This is a genomic window from Neptuniibacter pectenicola (genome assembly GCF_001597735.1).
GTDB classification, from domain to species: Bacteria; Pseudomonadota; Gammaproteobacteria; order Pseudomonadales; family Balneatricaceae; genus Neptuniibacter; species Neptuniibacter pectenicola.
Genome location: NZ_LUTS01000018.1, coordinates 1 through 17,682 on the forward strand (window position 1 = coordinate 1; position 17,682 = coordinate 17,682).

The following is a 17,682-nucleotide window of genomic DNA, read 5'->3' on the forward strand; positions in this document are numbered from 1 at the left end:
CTGAAGTGCATAAAAAAGCCAGTTGAATGCTCAACTGGCTTTAATAAAAAACCGTCAACGTATTTTAGGACGGGTCACGTGTAATAAGCCTTGCCCCAAACGGTAATAGGCATCTTGCTCTTCTTTGGGGACCATACTGCCGCCGGTAGCCCAAACAATGTGAGTGGCATTATCCATCTTGTCCCCTAACTGATACTTGTTTAGGTAGGACTGCCCCTCATCGAACAAACGGAAGGGTCCCGGTGCACCCGCTAAAGCTGACGGCTCAAGTGCGACGCCCTCCTCATCTTTCATCAAGACAAGCAGCTTATAGAGCGTGTCGTCATTCACGGTAAAAATACCACTCAGCAAATGCGCCATAACCTGCCCCACAAACCCGGATGCTCTGCCAACCGCCAAGCCATCGGCACAAGTTTTATTATCAAGCCCTATCTCTTGCACACTGATTTGATCATGTAAGCCCGTATACATCCCCAAAAGCATGCACGGTGAATGGGTTGGCTCAGCAAAAAAACAATGTACGTTATCGCCAAACTGCTGCTTTAAACCAAAAGCGACACCACCGGGTCCACCGCCGACACCACAAGGTAGATAAACAAACAGCGGGTGTTCAGCATCCACCTGAATATTCTGTTCGTCTAACTGTATTTTAAGCCGTTCAGCCGCAACGCTATAACCCAAAAAAAGATCCATCGAATTTTCATCATCGACAAAATGGCAGTTCTCGGTTTCCAGCGCCTGCTTACGCCCCTCTGCTACCGCTTTGCTGTAACCCTCTTCATACTCGATAACCTCAACACCCTTACAACGCAATAGCGCCTTCTTCCATTGCCGCGCATCCGCCGACATATGAACGCTCACTTTAAAACCTAAAGCCGCCCCCATAATGCCAATACTCAGACCTAAGTTACCGGTTGAACCAACAACGACTTGATGCTGATTAAATAAAGCCCTCACCTCTGGAGCCGCTAATTGACTGTAACACTCCCCTTGCTTTAACAGCCCTGATGATAGAGCCGTCGTTTCGGCATATTTTAGAACTTCATAAATACCACCCCGTGCTTTTATCGAGCCAGAAATGGGTAAGGCGTTATCACATTTCAAATAAAGCTGACCCGGAAAACCCCGTCCATACTGCTTTTCAAGCGCAGCTTTAAAGTGAGATATTGGCCGCAAAGGTGATTCAATCAAGCCACTATTATCCAGCGTTTCAGGGAAACGAAGGGCGATAAAAGGCGCAAATCGTGCCAGCCTAGAGGCGGCATCCGACATATCAGAGAGTTTTAAAGGTAGGTCTGGCTGGGCAGCCAAAAAAGGCCGTTTCTGTTCATTAATCCAGCAACAAGGCTGAGCAGCCATTAAGGGATCAAGCAATGGATGGCTTTGTTTCCACTGCTCTATCGGTGTCCCGTCAATAACGTACATAGTTTCCGACTCAAACCGTTAAATAGTATTGAAAATAAGCGGGCCTAATCACGCCACGCTGTCATGCAGAAAAGCCCCCCGATATAAATCAATCAAGGGGGGATAATGCCATTACTCCACTGTAACCGATTTCGCTAAGTTACGTGGCTGATCAACGTCTGTGCCTTTCAACACAGCAACATGGTAAGAGAGGAGCTGAAGGGGGATGGTATATAGCACTGGCTGCATAATCTCATCGCAGTCAGGCATCGTCAGCACATGGGTGGCGTCCTCTGATTGTACTCGGTCCGAGCCAGCGAAAACGAATAGCTGACCACCACGCGCTTTAACTTCTTGTAGGTTCGCTTTCAATTTATCCAGCATGTCATTTTGTGGCGCGACAGCGACAACCGGCATATCTTTATCAACTAAGGCTAAAGGACCGTGCTTCAGCTCACCTGCGGGGTAGGATTCGGCATGGATATAGGAGATCTCTTTAAGTTTAAGCGCCCCTTCCTTAGCGATTGGATATAACGTGCCTCGACCTAAAAATAGAGCATGATGTTTCTCAGCAAAGGATTGCGCCATCTCTTCAATGTCTTTATCCATGGCCAGCGCTTGTTCTACCTGCTCAGGTAACGCTTTTAATGCACGAATAATTTTAGCTTCGACCTCAGCCGTTAGGTCATTACGACGACCCAACGCTATAGTCGTTAGCATCAACGCCACTAACTGAGTTGTAAACGCTTTCGTTGATGCCACACCAATTTCAGGGCCCGCATTGGTCATTAAACACAGGTCTGATTCACGTACTAACGAGCTTCCGGGAACATTGCAGATAACTAAAGAGGCTAATACCCGCGATTGGACCTCACGTAAAGCGGCCAATGTATCTGCGGTTTCTCCTGATTGAGAGATCGTTAAAAATAAGGTGCCCGGCGGAATCACAACGGGGCGATAGCGATACTCACTGGCCACTTCGATCATGCAAGGAATACCAACGAATGCTTCGATCCAATATTTAGCAATAATGCCCGCATGGAAACTGGTACCACAGGCGATAATCTGGACCTGTTTTACTTGATCAAAGATATCCGCAGCATTCGCACCAAAACATTGTTCAAGCAATCTATCACCGCTAATACGGCCCTCCATGCACGCTTTTATCATCGCCGGCTGCTCATAGATCTCTTTAAGCATGTAGTGCTTAAATTCACCTTTCTCCGCCGCACTCACACCATGTGCAAACTGGCTTACTTTACGTGTAACCCTATTATTATTGGCGTCATAAACCTGAATATCAGAGGGGGTTAAAACCGCGACATCACCCTCCTCTAAAAACATAAAACGGTCAGTTACCGGCAGTAATGCCAGTTGGTCTGATGCGATAAAGTTCTCACCTATACCTACACCAATGACCAAAGGGCTACCTTTACGTGCCGTAACAAGCTGGTCCGGTGCATCTTTATGAATGACACCTAAGGCGTACGCACCCTCCAATTGAGTAATGATATGGGCGACCGCACGTTGTAAACAAGGCTCTGTTTTTAAATGCTCAGCAAGTAAGTGAGCGATCACTTCTGTATCGGTATCCGACGTAAAGGTATAGCCTTTTTCCTGTAACCCTTCTTTCAGTACTTCAAAGTTCTCAATAATGCCGTTATGTACAACCGCAAGAATATCCGCGGACATATGCGGGTGCGCATTACGTTCATGGGGTACACCATGAGTAGCCCAACGGGTATGCGCGATACCGGTTGTTCCAACCAATGGATTCTCGGCAAGGGCATCCGCCAAGGATTGTACTTTACCATTACGGCGACAACGTTTAATTTGCCCATCGCTATAAAGGGCAATACCCGCTGAATCATAACCACGGTATTCAAGCCGACGTAAGCCTTCAATCAATATATTCTGGACAGGACGTGCAGCAACTGCGCCTACTATTCCACACATAATCTAATTCTCTTTAGTCAATTTTGTAGGGCGCTTCCAGTTATTGAAAGACAGTTGTTTAGCACGGGTAATGGCTAATTCAGCCTCTTCTACATCTCTACTGATCGTTGAACCGGCGCCGACTGTGGCCATTTTTCCCACCTTAACCGGCGCGACTAAAGCCGTGTTAGAACCAATAAATGCATTATCAGCGATCTCGGTTGTCGATTTATTCACACCGTCATAGTTACAGGTAATGGTTCCAGCACCTACATTAACGTTCTTTCCTAAGATTGCATCACCAATGTAAGAGAGATGGTTGATTTTTGACCCTTCGCCTACAATCGCTTTTTTCGTTTCGACGAAGTTTCCGATTTTGGCATTATTGGCGAGCAGAGTACCTGGGCGTAACCGTGCAAATGGCCCTATATCACAGGCTTCACCAATGATTGAGTCTTCAATCAACGTATTTGCTTTTATATGAGAACCGGTACCAATCGTGCAATTTTTTAAATAGCAGTTAGGCTCAATAACAACATTATCACCCAGTGTCACCTCGCCTTCGAAAACGATATTGATATCCAAAATGATATCTTGACCGCAATTTACATTGCCTCTCACATCTATACGTTTAGGGTCAGCTAAGGTTGCTCCAGACAGCATCAACTGCTCCGCTTGCTGCAATTGATACCAACGTTCTAACTCAGCTAACTGAATACGGTTATTGACCCCTTGTACTTCCTCTTCCGCATCCGGCTGAATGGTCTTAATAACCAAACCTTGGCCCGCTGCCATAGCAATAATATCGGTTAGATAATATTCGCCTTGGGCATTCTCAGAGGAGAGTTTTGGCAACCATTCGCGAAGATAGCAGCTTTTAACCGCTAAAATACCCGTATTTACTTCATTTATAAGATGTTGTTCTGCTGTAGCATCTTTATGCTCAACAATCGCAATCACATCACCTTCTGCATTACGTACGATGCGACCATAACCGGTTGGATCATTAAGATTAACCGTAAGCAACGCAAAATTATCTTGTTTCGCTAGCTCAACCATCTGGTTCATGGTTTCAGGCTGGGTCAAAGGCACATCACCATAAAGCACCAGTACTACGCTATCTTCAGCAACCGATGGCATCGCCTGAGCAACCGCATGCCCTGTACCTTTCTGTTCAGCTTGTAGGGCAAAATTAAGGGTTTGTCCGGCAAGAGATTCACGTACAAGCGCCGCACCGTGACCAATAACAACATGGGTTTTAACATCGACCATATGTGAAGCAGCATCAATCACATGCTGCACCATCGCTTTACTACCTACTTTATGGAGTACTTTTGGCAGGTTTGATTTCATACGGCTGCCCTGACCTGCAGCTAAAATGACAACGTCAACTGACATAGTGTCTAACTTTCCTTGTGGGAGTGCTCTAGTGATAATTATCGCTTTATTATCGCCTAACTTTAAAGTAATAATAGTTTCACACAATCCCTTTTGTCACAAATTTTATGACAATTATGAATAATGAAATATTTGAATTACTTGGCCTAACCCCACGTGAAATAGTGATTTATAAAGCACTTTTATCACTGGGTGCGAGCTCCATAAGATCAATTGCTGATAAATCTGACATAAATCGTGGCAGCACTTATGAAAGCTTAAAAGAGATGCAACGAAAAGGGATCGTGACTTACCTTCCCAAAGGAAGGCGTCGCTTATTCTCCCCTGTTGATCCTGACTACCTACTTCAGCTGGCAGAGGAGCGTCGTTTAGGCATTGAACGTGCGATAGATACACTTAAACAGAGCATCATTCCTGAGCTACAACACCTCAAACCTGATTTTAATACAGCCAATGTGCAATTTTATGAGGGGGACGCGGGCATTGAGCATGTGCTAAAAGACATTCTCAGCTCGGTGACTAATTCCGATCAGGACAGCTACTCAGTCTTCTCCTCCAAGCCGATTAGGAAGCACCTCTATCGACCCTTCCCAAACTTCACAAATCAACGCATACAGCGTGGTATTAGCGTACAAGTGATAGCCATAGGGGATGGTGGGGAGGATGCGGAGTTATCAGAACGTAAATGGATTAAGACTGAAGGTAAAGTTGATGCGGCATACATCGCGATCTACCCTCCCAAATGTGCAATCATCTCCCTCGCGTCAGATAACTACCCTACCGCCGTTGTGATTAATTCAGCCGAGGTGGCCGCAGCACAAAAGATTATCTTTAATACCTTATGGCGGCTTTTGTAGACGATAGCCTCATGATCAGCACTTTTTCTTGGAAATTTTCCCTTAGAAACGAAAAAGGCAACCCGAAGGTTGCCTTTTGAATCGTTGATTATAAAAAGAGGTCTTAACGACCCAACTTTTTACGAATCTCTTGTAGAGTACGAAGCTGAGCGGCTGCTTCGGCAAGCTGTGTAGCGGCTTTCGAGTATTCGAACTCGGAAGTTCTATTAGCCATTGCCTGTTCAGCATGTTTCTGAGCTTCTTGCGCTGCGGCTTCGTTCAGGTCACCAGCATGCAGAGCTGTATCTGCAAGAATGATTACCTTATGAGGTTGAACCTCAAAAAAGCCACCGGATATATAAAAAATATCCTGTTCGCCACCCTGTTTACGTAATTCGACAGGTCCTGGTTTCAGTTCCGTCAGAAGCGGAGCGTGACCTGGGTAAACACCCAAGTCACCCAGGCTACCTGTTACGGATACGAATTCGATCAGGCCTGAGAAAATTTCATTCTCAGCACTAACGATGTCGCAATGAACAGTCATAGCCATATTTATACCTCGTAAAGGTTAGCTAAACGCATTTACATGCTTTTAGCTTTTTCGATCGCTTCGTCCATACCGCCAACCATGTAGAACGCTTGTTCTGGTAGGTCGTCGTACTGTCCTTCAAGGATGCCTTTAAAGCCACTGATTGTATCTTTAAGAGATACGTACTTACCTGGAGAACCAGTGAATACTTCAGCAACGAAGAATGGCTGAGATAGGAAACGCTGGATCTTACGAGCACGCGTTACAACCTGTTTGTCTTCTTCAGACAACTCATCCATACCCAAGATAGCAATGATATCTTTCAGCTCTTTATAACGCTGAAGAACACCCTGTACCTGACGAGCAATATCGTAATGCTCCTGGCCGATAACCAATGGATCAAGCTGACGTGACGTTGAATCCAGTGGGTCAACCGCTGGGTAGATACCCAATTCTGCAATCTGACGAGACAATACAACAGTCGCATCAAGATGTGAGAAGGTTGTCGCTGGAGATGGGTCAGTCAAGTCATCCGCAGGTACATATACAGCCTGGATAGATGTGATAGAACCAGTCTTAGTAGAAGTGATACGTTCCTGAAGAACACCCATCTCTTCCGCTAGTGTTGGCTGGTAACCTACCGCTGAAGGCATACGGCCTAGCAGTGCAGATACCTCGGTTCCCGCAAGGGTGTAACGGTAGATGTTGTCTACGAACAACAGTACGTCACGACCTTCGTCACGGAACGCTTCCGCCATAGTAAGACCAGTCAACGCTACGCGTAGACGGTTACCTGGAGGCTCATTCATCTGGCCGTATACTAGAGATACTTTATCCAATACGTTGGATTCTTTCATCTCATAGTAGAAGTCGTTACCCTCACGAGTACGCTCACCTACGCCCGCAAATACAGAGAAACCTGAGTGCTCGATCGCGATGTTACGGATCAGCTCCATCATGTTTACTGTTTTACCTACACCGGCACCACCAAACAAACCAACTTTACCACCTTTCGCAAACGGGCAAACCAAGTCAATAACCTTGATACCTGTTTCCAAAAGATCGTTAGAAGCTGACTGCTCTTCGTATGAAGGGGCTTTACGGTGGATCGGCATACGCGTCTCTTCACCAATAGCGCCACATTCATCAATTGGGTTACCTAGTACGTCCATAATACGACCAAGCGTCGCTGTACCTACAGGTACAGAAATTGGTGCATTAGTGTTCGATACTTCCCAGCCGCGGCTTACGCCTTCGGTTTGTCCCATTGCAATCGCACGTACTACACCATCACCCAGCTGCTGCTGAACTTCTAGTGTCAAGCCGGTTTTGCCGACTGTCAACGCGTCATAAATCTTCGGTACTGAGTCACGTGGGAATTCCACGTCTACTACAGCGCCGATAATCTGAACAATAGTTCCGCTACTCATGTTCGGATCCTCTTAAAATTGAACCTGTTTACTGCATTAAACAGCCGCAGCACCACTAACGATCTCAGATATTTCCTGAGTAATCGCCGCTTGACGAGCTTTGTTATAAATCATTTCAAGCTCGTTAATCATATCGCCAGCATTATCAGTTGCATTCTTCATTGCTAGCATTCGTGCTGCCTGCTCACAGGCATTGTTCTCAACCACGGCCTGATAGACCAAGGACTCAACGTAACGTACCAGTAAGCCATTCAAAAGCTCTCTAGCATCTGGTTCGTACAAGTAATCCCAATGATGATTGAGACGTTCATCGTCATCTTCTGCCTTAAGTGGAAGCACCTGTTCGATGTTAGGTGACTGGGTCATCGTATTAACGAATTCGTTAGATACAATGAACACTTTATCCAGTTTTCCTTCATCGTAAGCATCAAGCACGACCTTCACAGCACCAATTAGGTCAGCGACTTCTGGCGCATCACCTAAATGGGTTTTAGCAGCAACTACGTTTCCGCCATAGTTCTTAAAGAACGTTGCAGATTTGCTACCTAGTGAACAAATATCAATTTCGATATTTTGGTCATGAAACTCTTTCATGCTTTTAACAGCTGCTTTGAACGCATTCACGTTCAAACCACCACACAAGCCACGGTCGGTTGCAACAACAATGAAACCAACGCGTTTAGTCTCTCTCTCCTGCATGTACAGATGTTTGTACTCAGGATTAGACCCGGCTAGGTGCTGAATTACACCACGGATACTCCGGGCGTACGGCCGAGATGACTCCATGCGATCCTGTGCTTTACGCATCTTAGAAGCAGCAACCATTTCCATGGCACTGGTAATCTTCCTCGTACTCTGCACACTCGCAATCTTTGTCTTAATCTCTTTTCCGACTGCCATAGTTCCGCCTATTAACCTTGACTTAGTGTTAGATCTGCATGAATAACATCATGCAGATCACTCACTCGTAACGAGCTCTTACCAAGTTTGGGTAGACTTGAACTTTTCAATACCAGCTTTGAACTGTGCAGCGATCTCATCAGAGTATGCGCCAGACTTATTGATATCAGTCATCAGATCAGCATATTCGCTGTTGAAGAAAGAGATCAATGCAGCTTCAAAGTCTAGAATCTTGTTCAATTCCACACCAGATAGGTAACCTTCGTTAGCAGCGAACAAGCTCAAACCCATGTCAGCAATTGACATTGGTGAGTACTGTTTCTGCTTCATAAGCTCAGTTACAGCCTGACCATGCTCAAGTTGAGCACGAGTCGCATCATCAAGGTCAGAAGCGAACTGTGCGAACGCTGCTAGCTCACGGTACTGAGCCAATGCTAGACGAACACCGCCACCTAGCTTCTTGATGATTTTAGTCTGAGCTGCACCACCTACTCGAGATACCGATAGACCCGCGTTGATCGCAGGACGTACACCTGAGTTGAATAGATCAGATTCTAGGAAGATCTGACCATCAGTGATGGAGATTACGTTTGTTGGTACGAACGCAGAAACGTCACCGCCCTGTGTTTCGATTACAGGTAGAGATGTTAAAGAACCAGTCTGGCCTTTAACTTCACCATTGGTGAATTTCTCAACGTAGTCAGCGTTAACACGCGAAGCACGCTCGAGTAGACGAGAATGCAAGTAGAATACGTCACCTGGGTATGCTTCACGTCCTGGTGGACGACGTAACAATAGGGAGATCTGACGGTAAGCCCATGCCTGTTTAGTCAGGTCATCGTATACGATCAGAGCGTCTTCACCACGGTCACGGTAGTATTCACCCATTGTACAACCAGCATAAGGCGCCAAGAACTGCATTGCTGCAGGGTCAGCGGCACCAGCAGCAACAACAATGGTGTGATCCATTGCGCCGTGCTCTTCAAGCTTACGTACAACGTTAGCGATAGTAGACTGTTTCTGGCCTACGGCTACGTAAATACATTTAACGCCTGTATTTTTCTGGTTGATGATAGCGTCGATAGCAATCGCAGATTTACCAATCTGACGGTCACCGATGATCAGCTCACGCTGACCACGGCCAACTGGCACCATGGAATCGATTGCTTTCAAACCAGTCTGAACTGGCTGATCAACACCCTGACGTTCGATTACACCAGGTGCAACCTTTTCTACAGCGTCAGTTAATTTTGTTTCGATTGGACCTTTACCATCGATCGGGTTACCCAGAGCGTCGACTACGCGACCCTGCAGTTCCGGACCAATTGGCACTTCCAAAATACGACCAGTACAACGTGCAGTCGCACCTTCTACTAGGTTTTGGTAGTCGCCCAATACAACAGCACCTACGGAATCACGCTCTAAGTTAAGAGCCATACCATAGATACCGCCAGGAAATTCGATCATTTCCCCGTACATTACGTCAGCAAGTCCGTGGATCGTAATGATACCATCGGAAACGCTAACTACAGTGCCCTCATTACGGGCTTCTGAAGTCACATCGATGTTTTCAATGCGCTTCTTGAGAATCTCACTGATCTCAGAAGGATTCAGTTGCTGCATGCTTTATTCCCCTCAGGAATTCATCGCTTCGGCCAATTTCGCAAGTCGAGCACGAACGGAGCCGTCGATCACTAAATCGTCTGTACGAACCACTACACCACCCAAAATAGACTTATCTATATGAGAGGTCAGTGTTACATCACGACCTAGTTTGGTTTTCAGTGCCTGTGCAAGTTTTTCCTGCTGTGAATCTAGCAGTTCAAACGCCGTTGTCACTTCAATATCTAGTGACATTTCTTGATCTGCTTTCAGTCTATTAAACTGTTCGCATATCTCAGGCAGTAATGCCAAACGTTTGTTCCCAGCTAAAAGCTTAAGGAAATTCTTGCCCGCCTCATCTGCATCTTCACAAATACCAACCATAAGGTCAGCTTTCTGTGCGTTTGTAAGAGCAGGGTTACTCAGTACACTCGCTACCTTTTCATCACTCGCTGCAGCTGCAGCCAGAGAAAGTGTAGCGGACCACTGATCAAGGTTACCCTTATCCATTGCATACTCAAAAGCAGCTTTGGTATAAGGCCGAGCGACAGTGTTGACTTCAGCCATCGTTAAACCTCGCTTTAAAGCTCAGCGGCCAGTTTTTCAACAAGCTGTGCATGTGCCGTTTCATCGATAGACGCTTCTAGAATCTTCTCTGCACCCGCTAGGGCTAGAGCAGCTACCTGACCACGTAATGCTTCACGTGCTTGGTTAACTTCTTGTTCTAGTTCTGCTGTTGCTGCCGCTTTAACACGACCTGCTTCTTCAACAGCTTTCTCTTTAGCTTCTTCAATGATCTGGTTAGCCCGCTTGTTGGCCTGTTCAATGATGGCGGCTGCTTCTTCTTTGCCTTTACGCATATTTTCAGTTGCTTTTTCTTGAGCCAACTGTAAATCACGCTCAGCACGATCAGCAGCGTCCAGACCTTCTGCAATCTTCTTTTTGCGCTCTGCTAGTGCGGCCGTAATTGGTGGCCATACAAATTTCATGCAGAAAACAACAAAAATAAAGAAAGCGATGGCCTGACCAATGATGGTTAGATTGATATTCACGCCATTACCTCTCGCGGTTGATTAAGTTAATCGACAAGTCAGTCTTACGACTTGTAGTTACTTACGCAACAGCGAACAGTACGTACAGACCAAGACCAACACCGATCATAGGTACAGCATCTACTAGACCCATTACGATGAAGAACTGCGTACGTAGAAGAGGAATCAGTTCAGGCTGACGAGCAGCGCCCTCTAGGAATTTACCACCTAGGATACCGATACCAACCGCAGCACCCACGCTGCCTAGACCCAACATCAGCGCACCAGCGATGTACAGCAATGCCATTTCCATCAGTTTTATCTCCACTTTAAGTTTTAAATTTAAAAAAAATTTCTAAAAATTCTGTTTGTTACTACTTTTCTTTATCTACAACCACCCTTAGTGGTGATCATACGCCATAGCCATATAAACAATTGTTAGGACCATGAAGATGAACGCCTGCAGGGTAATTACCAGGATATGGAAAATTGCCCAAGGTACAGAGAGTACCCACTGCGCCCAGAACGGTAGTAAAGCGATCAGGATGAAGATCATTTCACCAGCGTACATGTTACCGAACAGTCGCAACGCCAGTGATATAGGCTTAGCTAACAATCCGACAAGTTCTAGGAAAAGGTTGAACGGTAGCATCCACTTGCCTAAAGGCTGGAATGATAGTTCTGCTAAGAAACCACCTAGCCCTTTCTGCTTGATGCTGTAGAACAAGATAAGTGCAAACACGCTCAATGCCATACCGGCAGTCGCATTTACATCTGTAGTAGGTACCACTTTCATGAAATGGACGCCCATTTCACCAGCTATAAATGGAATCCAATCGACTGGGATCAAATCCATTGTATTCATGAGGAAGATCCAGACAAAAATTGTCAATGACAGCGGTGCTATCAGATCATTTTTGTGGTGGAAAATACCTTTAACGTTTTCATCAACAAATTCGATGATCGTTTCAACAAAGTTTTGAGTACTACCCGGTACACCTGAAGTAGCTGTTTTTGCTACTTTACGGAACAACCAAGTGAATAGAACACCTAAGGCTATAGACCAGCCCATAGTATCTACGTTGATTGCCCAAAAACCCATTTCAGCAGCTTCCTGAGCACTGTGAGCTAAACTCCAGCCATGATCAGGGTGGTTGCCAAACGTAAGGTTTGTCAAGTGATGGGATATATACTCTGAGGATGTGACAGTTCCGCTAGCCATTCTCAGTTTCTCTCGTTCAAAGTTTTAGGAATTTGTTATTTAGTTTCATCTGAGCAAACCATGCTGATATCTGCATCAAGATGAATGTGCCAAATAGGGAAAATGGATTCAGTGGTTGAATCAAAATAAACACAGCTGAAAAACCGAGTATGCTTATTCCCATTTTCCATATTTGGCTCACGTACATTTCAGCCAATGCCCTTCCCGCGCTCTGTTTATCGCGAAAAGCTAATGCACGATGCGCAAAATAAAGATTAGGTATGAGGTATAACCCTCCCCCTAGCAGGGCCGACCACGCAGTCACTAAATTATCGAGTAACAATACCGCTGCGACGATCACACACAACACTGCTTGTATTAAGAAAACTCTAAAAATCTTTGCTCGTGTTCTACGACTATGGACACCTTGCTTTGGAGTAGCCTTGTCCGTTGTCATTAGTAAAACCTTTCAAACGATTTTCATCGCGCTTCTTAATGCGCTTTATTTTGGAGCATACATAGCCAAAATGCGTGCCGATTATATGGGCTTAACGCTTCAGAGACAACAGTCAGTTTAAGCATTTGCACTAATGTCGTATCAGATAATGCGCTAAGTCCATTTTTTAAGTGCGAAAGTAGTATTAAGACCGCTTATTTCAGTAAAGACAGTATTGCATCTAAGGTTTCAGTATCGTCATAGTTGATAGTGATTTTTCCTTTGCCTTTAGCGTTTTCACTGATGGCAACATTTGTTGCAAAGCGTATTGATAGTTCACCTGCTAACTCGCTCAAACGAGGATCGAGCTCAGGCTTAACTTTTTCAGGTGTAGGTTTGCCACCTTGTTGTATTTTTTTCACTAAGGCTTCAGTTTGACGAACAGATAAACCTTGGCCTGAAACCTCTTTAGCAATCTGTAGTTGAGCGTCATCATCTAACGCAAGTAATGCCCGGGCATGACCCATCTCTAGATCACCGTATTCAAGCATTTTCTTCACCTCTTCACTTAAATTCATTAAGCGTAAAAGGTTCGTGACCGCTGAACGGGATTTACCTACGGCATCAGCAACTTCTTGCTGGGTAAGTTCAAACTCATCCTGCAAACGTTGTAGAGAGATCGCTTCTTCGATCGGATTGAGGTTTTCACGTTGAATATTTTCTATCAGCGCCATCGCAATGGCCGCTTCATCAGGCACATCTCTTACAATGGCAGGAATTTCGGTTAATTCTGCCATCTGAGTTGCTCGCCAGCGTCGCTCACCCGCGATGATCTCATACCGATCAGAGTCGATAGGACGCACCACTATAGGTTGCATAACCCCTTGTGCTTTGATCGAGTTAGCGAGCTCTTCAAGTGCTTGAGGCTCTATATCGCGTCTAGGCTGATAGCGTCCACGCTGAATCACATCAACAGGCAGTAAACGATAGCCGTCTAGTGATTCCGTACCTTGAGTTGAAACATTGTCTTCAACATCTCTAACGCTCGATAATAGAGCATCCAGACCCTTTCCTAGACCACGTTTTTTAGCCATCAATTATGCTTCCTGTGATTGTTCTTTTTCTTCCAACTTTGTGCGACGGATAAGCTCACCCGCTAATGCTAAGTATGCTACAGCACCGCGAGAATTTTTATCATATAAAAGCGCAGGTAAACCGTGGCTTGGCGCCTCAGCGAGTCTGATATTTCTTGGAATAACGGTGCGATAAACTTTATCACCAAAATATTCAACCAGATGAGTCGATACATCTTTTGTAAGGCTCATACGTGGATCAAACATGGTACGCAAAATCCCTTCTATTCTAAGTACGGGATTTAAACGTTTATTAATTTTGTCGATTGTACCAATCAGTGCGGATATACCTTCCAATGCATAATATTCACATTGCATTGGAATAATAACCCCTGACGACGAGGCTAACGCATTGACTGTCAGTAAATTGAGTGAGGGCGGATTATCTATCAAGACAAAGTCATACTCATCGGCAACGTCTATTAGCGCCATTTTAAGACGAAATTCACGACGGGGAATTTGAAGCAGCTCAACTTCCGCAGCAGTTAGATCACCATTGGAGCCAATAAGGTCATAACCTCCAACCGTATCCTTAACAATCGCTTCACGAATATGCACTTTATCCGTTAAAACTTCATACACTGTATTTTCAAGTGTATGTTTATCGACACCACTCCCCATACTCGCATTGCCTTGGGGATCGAGATCCACCAAGAGTACTCGCTTTTTGGTAGCGGCCAATGAAGCAGCCAGATTTACGCAGGTCGTTGTTTTACCTACGCCTCCTTTCTGGTTTGTGATCGTTAAGATCTTCGCCACGCCTAGCGTCTCCCTAAAACTAGCAAATGCCTTTCCCCTTCTGTCTCCGGAACTTGCAAGCGGTGACAGGTTTTTAATTCAAAACCATCGGGCAGTGCCGATAGTTCATCTTCAGGATACAAGCCTTTCATTGCAAGAAAAACACCCTCTTTTTTACAAAGCTGATGGGTCCACTTGATCATATCCTCTATTGAGGCAAAAGCTCTAGATATAACCTGATCGAAAGGCTCAAATTGACAATTTTCTACACGATCATTAACAATCGTCAAATTTTCAAGTGATAACTCTGTTTTAACTTGCTGCTGAAACCGCGTTTTTTTGCCATTACTATCCAACGTAGTTACCGCACGCTCGGGGTAACATATAGCAAGCGGTATACCCGGTAGTCCAGGCCCGCTGCCAACATCGATGATTCGATCACCTTCGATATAAGGCACAATACTTAAACTATCCAGCAAATGACGATTAACCATCTCTAGCGGATTTCTAACCGCTGTTAGGTTATACGCTTTATTCCATTTAATAAGTAGGTTTAGATAACGAATCAAAAGATCAACCTGCTGATCGCTAATCGTTAAACCTAGCGTTTTAATACCGTTTTTCAGCGCCGATTCTAAACCATCATGTGTAAATTGATTCATTAACTCGCAACCTGCTCTGACTTACCTGCCGTTTGCTTGCTACTTAATTGATGTTTTTTCAAATAAACAAGCAACAAAGAGATCGCTGCGGGTGTCATACCTTGAATACGTGACGCTTGTGATAGGGTTTCAGGGCGCACATCTTTCAGTTTGGCTTTAAGTTCGTTTGATAACCCACCCACTTGGTCGTAATCAAACCCTTCAGGCAATCCCGTATTTTCCTGACGGCGCATCTGCTCGATCTCATCTTTTTGACGATCGATATAACCTGCATATTTGTTATGAATTTCGACCTGTTCAGATACTTGACTGCTTTCGACACCCTCACCTTTTAAGTTGGCGATATCGGAATAGCTTAGTTCTGGACGTTTTAATAGGTCAGACAGATTATACTCACGGGATAACGGAGACTTCAGCTTAGGTGCTAATTTAGCCGCTTCAGCAGACCCTGGTTGAATCCATGTTTCTTTAAGACGCTGCTGTTCACGCTCTATAGATTCACGTTTTTCACAAAATGCCTGCCAACGTTCATCACCCACAAGGCCTAACTCTCGACCCTTTTCAGTTAAGCGAAGGTCCGCATTATCTTCTCTTAAAATAAGACGGTATTCAGCACGGCTAGTAAACATTCGGTAAGGTTCTGATGTACCTAAAGTAATCAGATCATCGACCAATACACCGATGTAAGCTTCATCCCTACGGGGATACCACTGGTCTTTATCTAATGCCCTAAGTGCTGCATTTGCACCCGCTAATAAGCCTTGAGCACCCGCCTCTTCATAACCGGTCGTACCATTGATTTGGCCCGCAAAGTACAAACCATCCATATATTTGGTTTCAAGAGTATGCTTTAAATCTTGCGGATTGAAAAAATCATATTCAATTGCGTAACCAGGGCGAACAATATGGGCATTTTCAAACCCTTTGATTGATTGAACCGCCGCTAACTGAATATCAAATGGCAAACTGGTTGAAATCCCATTGGGATAAAGCTCGTTTGTTGTTAAACCTTCAGGTTCAACAAAAACTTGATGCTGATTTTTATCAGCAAAGCGCATAATTTTGTCTTCAATTGAAGGGCAATAACGTGGACCAACCCCTTCAATAACACCCGTATACATGGGCGATCGATCTAAACCACTACGTAAAATATCGTGGGTGCGCTCATTGGTGTAAGTGATATAACAACTGATCTGATCAGGATGATCACTTAACTTACCCATGTATGACATAACCGGTGTTGGCGTATCTCCCGGCTGTTCCTGCATAACAGAGAAATCAACGCTTCGCGCATCGATTCTTGGCGGCGTCCCTGTTTTTAGTCGATCTACACGAAAAGGAAGTTCACGTAAGCGATTAGCTAAGGCGATGGAAGGTGGATCACCTGCTCGCCCACCTGAGTGATGTTCCAAACCGATATGAATAACACCCCCAAGGAAGGTACCGGCGGTTAGCACAACCGATTTTGCTTTAAAGCGAATCCCTGTTTGGGTCACAACCCCTCTTACCGATTCACCTTCAATAATCAGGTCATCAGCAGATTGTTGAAAAATATCTAAATTGGGTTGGCTTTCAAGAATCTCTCTTACCGCTGCTTTGTAAAGAATTCGGTCAGCTTGTGCTCGTGTCGCACGAACGGCTGGGCCTTTACGTGAATTCAATGTACGAAACTGAATACCACCTTTGTCCGTAGCACGTGCCATTGCGCCATCTAACGCATCAATTTCCTTAACCAAATGACTTTTACCGATACCACCAATGGCAGGGTTACAGGACATTTGGCCTAAGGTTTCAATGTTATGGGTTAACAATAATGTTTTTGCACCTGTGCGGGCTGATGCTAATGCAGCTTCAGTACCTGCATGGCCACCACCGATAACAATGACATCAAAGTGGGTTGGAAAATCCACTGTTGTATTACCTCTAAAAAAGAATGCTGTTAGATCTGGTTAAGACGTTTCGAGCACTTGTGTTGAATACGGTTTTTGAAATGGAGGCTGATTATACCTGCACTTCCGCCTATTAGGAATGTTCATTTTTTATACAGCTCTTAGATTCTTCTTTTTTATATAAAGAATTATATTATTTAAAGAATATATATATGTTTTCTTATTTTAATGATTGTTATTAGGGAGCCACTTTTCTGGTGGTAACTGAATATTTTCTTTGTATTTCAATAGATTACAAGAATGATAATCGGTATCTAAAGGTGGATACATTGTCTGCAAAGCCTCCGTGTAAGTTGTGGATATATAGCCTACTTACCCACAGGGGGAATTATCCACATCCTTATCCCTATGTTACTGACCGAGCTTAATACAGTTTACACACAGCTTTTGTAGATAAGATTTACCAACAAATTGTCATTATATTTTTGATTAAATATAGATCAATGCCGTTTTTGTATTAAGTTATTGATATATAATGATATTTATCGATAAAAAAGC

The 17,682-nt window shown here is 44.6% G+C and carries 17 protein-coding genes; 1 reads left to right on the forward strand and 16 read right to left on the reverse strand.

The genetic code is table 11. The annotated features are described in order from the left end of the window. Positions 1–54: 54 nt before the first annotated feature. The 3 genes from dsdA to glmU form a co-directional block, all read right to left on the reverse strand. Positions 55–1,425, reverse strand: coding sequence for a D-serine ammonia-lyase (gene dsdA / locus A3773_RS15745; protein ID WP_067988091.1), 1,371 nt, complete (start codon positions 1,423–1,425; stop codon positions 55–57). A 111-nt stretch (positions 1,426–1,536) separates the two neighbouring features. Further along, positions 1,537–3,360 (reverse strand): glutamine--fructose-6-phosphate transaminase (isomerizing), encoded by a 1,824-nt coding sequence (gene glmS / locus A3773_RS15750; RefSeq protein WP_067988094.1) that lies wholly within the window; start codon positions 3,358–3,360, stop codon positions 1,537–1,539. Positions 3,361–3,363: 3 nt separating this feature from the next. Beyond that, positions 3,364–4,737: a bifunctional UDP-N-acetylglucosamine diphosphorylase/glucosamine-1-phosphate N-acetyltransferase GlmU gene (gene glmU / locus A3773_RS15755; RefSeq protein ID WP_067988161.1), complete on the reverse strand. Its 1,374-nt coding sequence runs from the start codon at positions 4,735–4,737 to the stop codon at positions 3,364–3,366. 116 nt (positions 4,738–4,853) lie between these two features. Between glmU and A3773_RS15760 the strand changes: the two genes are divergently transcribed. Beyond that, positions 4,854–5,594, forward strand: a complete 741-nt coding sequence (locus tag A3773_RS15760; RefSeq protein WP_067988097.1) for a TrmB family transcriptional regulator — start codon at positions 4,854–4,856, stop codon at positions 5,592–5,594. 103 nt (positions 5,595–5,697) lie between these two features. Here A3773_RS15760 and A3773_RS15765 read toward each other — a convergent pair whose 3' ends face one another. The 13 genes from A3773_RS15765 to mnmG form a co-directional block, all read right to left on the reverse strand. Continuing rightward, positions 5,698–6,123, reverse strand: a complete 426-nt coding sequence (locus tag A3773_RS15765) for a F0F1 ATP synthase subunit epsilon (protein WP_067988099.1) — start codon at positions 6,121–6,123, stop codon at positions 5,698–5,700. 32 nt (positions 6,124–6,155) lie between these two features. Then, positions 6,156–7,532 carry a F0F1 ATP synthase subunit beta gene (gene atpD, locus A3773_RS15770; RefSeq protein ID WP_067988102.1) on the reverse strand — a complete coding sequence of 459 codons (1,377 nt, stop codon included), beginning with the start codon at positions 7,530–7,532 and terminating at the stop codon, positions 6,156–6,158. A 36-nt stretch (positions 7,533–7,568) separates the two neighbouring features. Beyond that, on the reverse strand, positions 7,569–8,432 hold the full coding sequence (gene atpG / locus A3773_RS15775; RefSeq protein ID WP_067988106.1) for a F0F1 ATP synthase subunit gamma: 864 nt from the start codon (positions 8,430–8,432) through the stop codon (positions 7,569–7,571). 78 nt (positions 8,433–8,510) lie between these two features. Continuing rightward, complete coding sequence (atpA, locus tag A3773_RS15780; protein WP_067988110.1) at positions 8,511–10,055, reverse strand: F0F1 ATP synthase subunit alpha; 1,545 nt, start codon at positions 10,053–10,055, stop codon at positions 8,511–8,513. A gap of 12 nt (positions 10,056–10,067) precedes the next feature. Further along, the gene (locus tag A3773_RS15785) at positions 10,068–10,601 is read right to left on the reverse strand and encodes a F0F1 ATP synthase subunit delta (RefSeq protein ID WP_067988113.1); all 534 of its coding nucleotides are present in this window, start codon (positions 10,599–10,601) and stop codon (positions 10,068–10,070) included. Between the two features lie 14 nt (positions 10,602–10,615). After that, entirely contained in the window at positions 10,616–11,086 is a 471-nt protein-coding gene (locus tag A3773_RS15790; RefSeq protein ID WP_067988116.1) for a F0F1 ATP synthase subunit B, read from the reverse strand. Between the two features lie 61 nt (positions 11,087–11,147). Further along, on the reverse strand, positions 11,148–11,372 hold the full coding sequence (gene atpE / locus A3773_RS15795; RefSeq protein WP_425461977.1) for a F0F1 ATP synthase subunit C: 225 nt from the start codon (positions 11,370–11,372) through the stop codon (positions 11,148–11,150). A 93-nt stretch (positions 11,373–11,465) separates the two neighbouring features. After that, positions 11,466–12,287 (reverse strand): F0F1 ATP synthase subunit A, encoded by an 822-nt coding sequence (atpB, locus tag A3773_RS15800; RefSeq protein WP_067988119.1) that lies wholly within the window; start codon positions 12,285–12,287, stop codon positions 11,466–11,468. 16 nt (positions 12,288–12,303) lie between these two features. Next, complete coding sequence (locus tag A3773_RS15805) at positions 12,304–12,723, reverse strand: ATP synthase subunit I (RefSeq protein ID WP_067988123.1); 420 nt, start codon at positions 12,721–12,723, stop codon at positions 12,304–12,306. A gap of 194 nt (positions 12,724–12,917) precedes the next feature. Then, positions 12,918–13,796: a ParB/RepB/Spo0J family partition protein gene (locus A3773_RS15810; RefSeq protein ID WP_067988126.1), complete on the reverse strand. Its 879-nt coding sequence runs from the start codon at positions 13,794–13,796 to the stop codon at positions 12,918–12,920. Positions 13,797–13,799: 3 nt separating this feature from the next. After that, the gene (locus A3773_RS15815; protein ID WP_067988128.1) at positions 13,800–14,594 is read right to left on the reverse strand and encodes a ParA family protein; all 795 of its coding nucleotides are present in this window, start codon (positions 14,592–14,594) and stop codon (positions 13,800–13,802) included. A 2-nt stretch (positions 14,595–14,596) separates the two neighbouring features. Further along, the gene (gene rsmG / locus A3773_RS15820; protein WP_067988131.1) at positions 14,597–15,235 is read right to left on the reverse strand and encodes a 16S rRNA (guanine(527)-N(7))-methyltransferase RsmG; all 639 of its coding nucleotides are present in this window, start codon (positions 15,233–15,235) and stop codon (positions 14,597–14,599) included. Next, complete coding sequence (mnmG, locus tag A3773_RS15825; RefSeq protein WP_067988135.1) at positions 15,235–17,145, reverse strand: tRNA uridine-5-carboxymethylaminomethyl(34) synthesis enzyme MnmG; 1,911 nt, start codon at positions 17,143–17,145, stop codon at positions 15,235–15,237. The genes rsmG and mnmG overlap by 1 nt, the downstream gene beginning before the upstream one ends. Positions 17,146–17,682 lie beyond the last annotated feature (537 nt).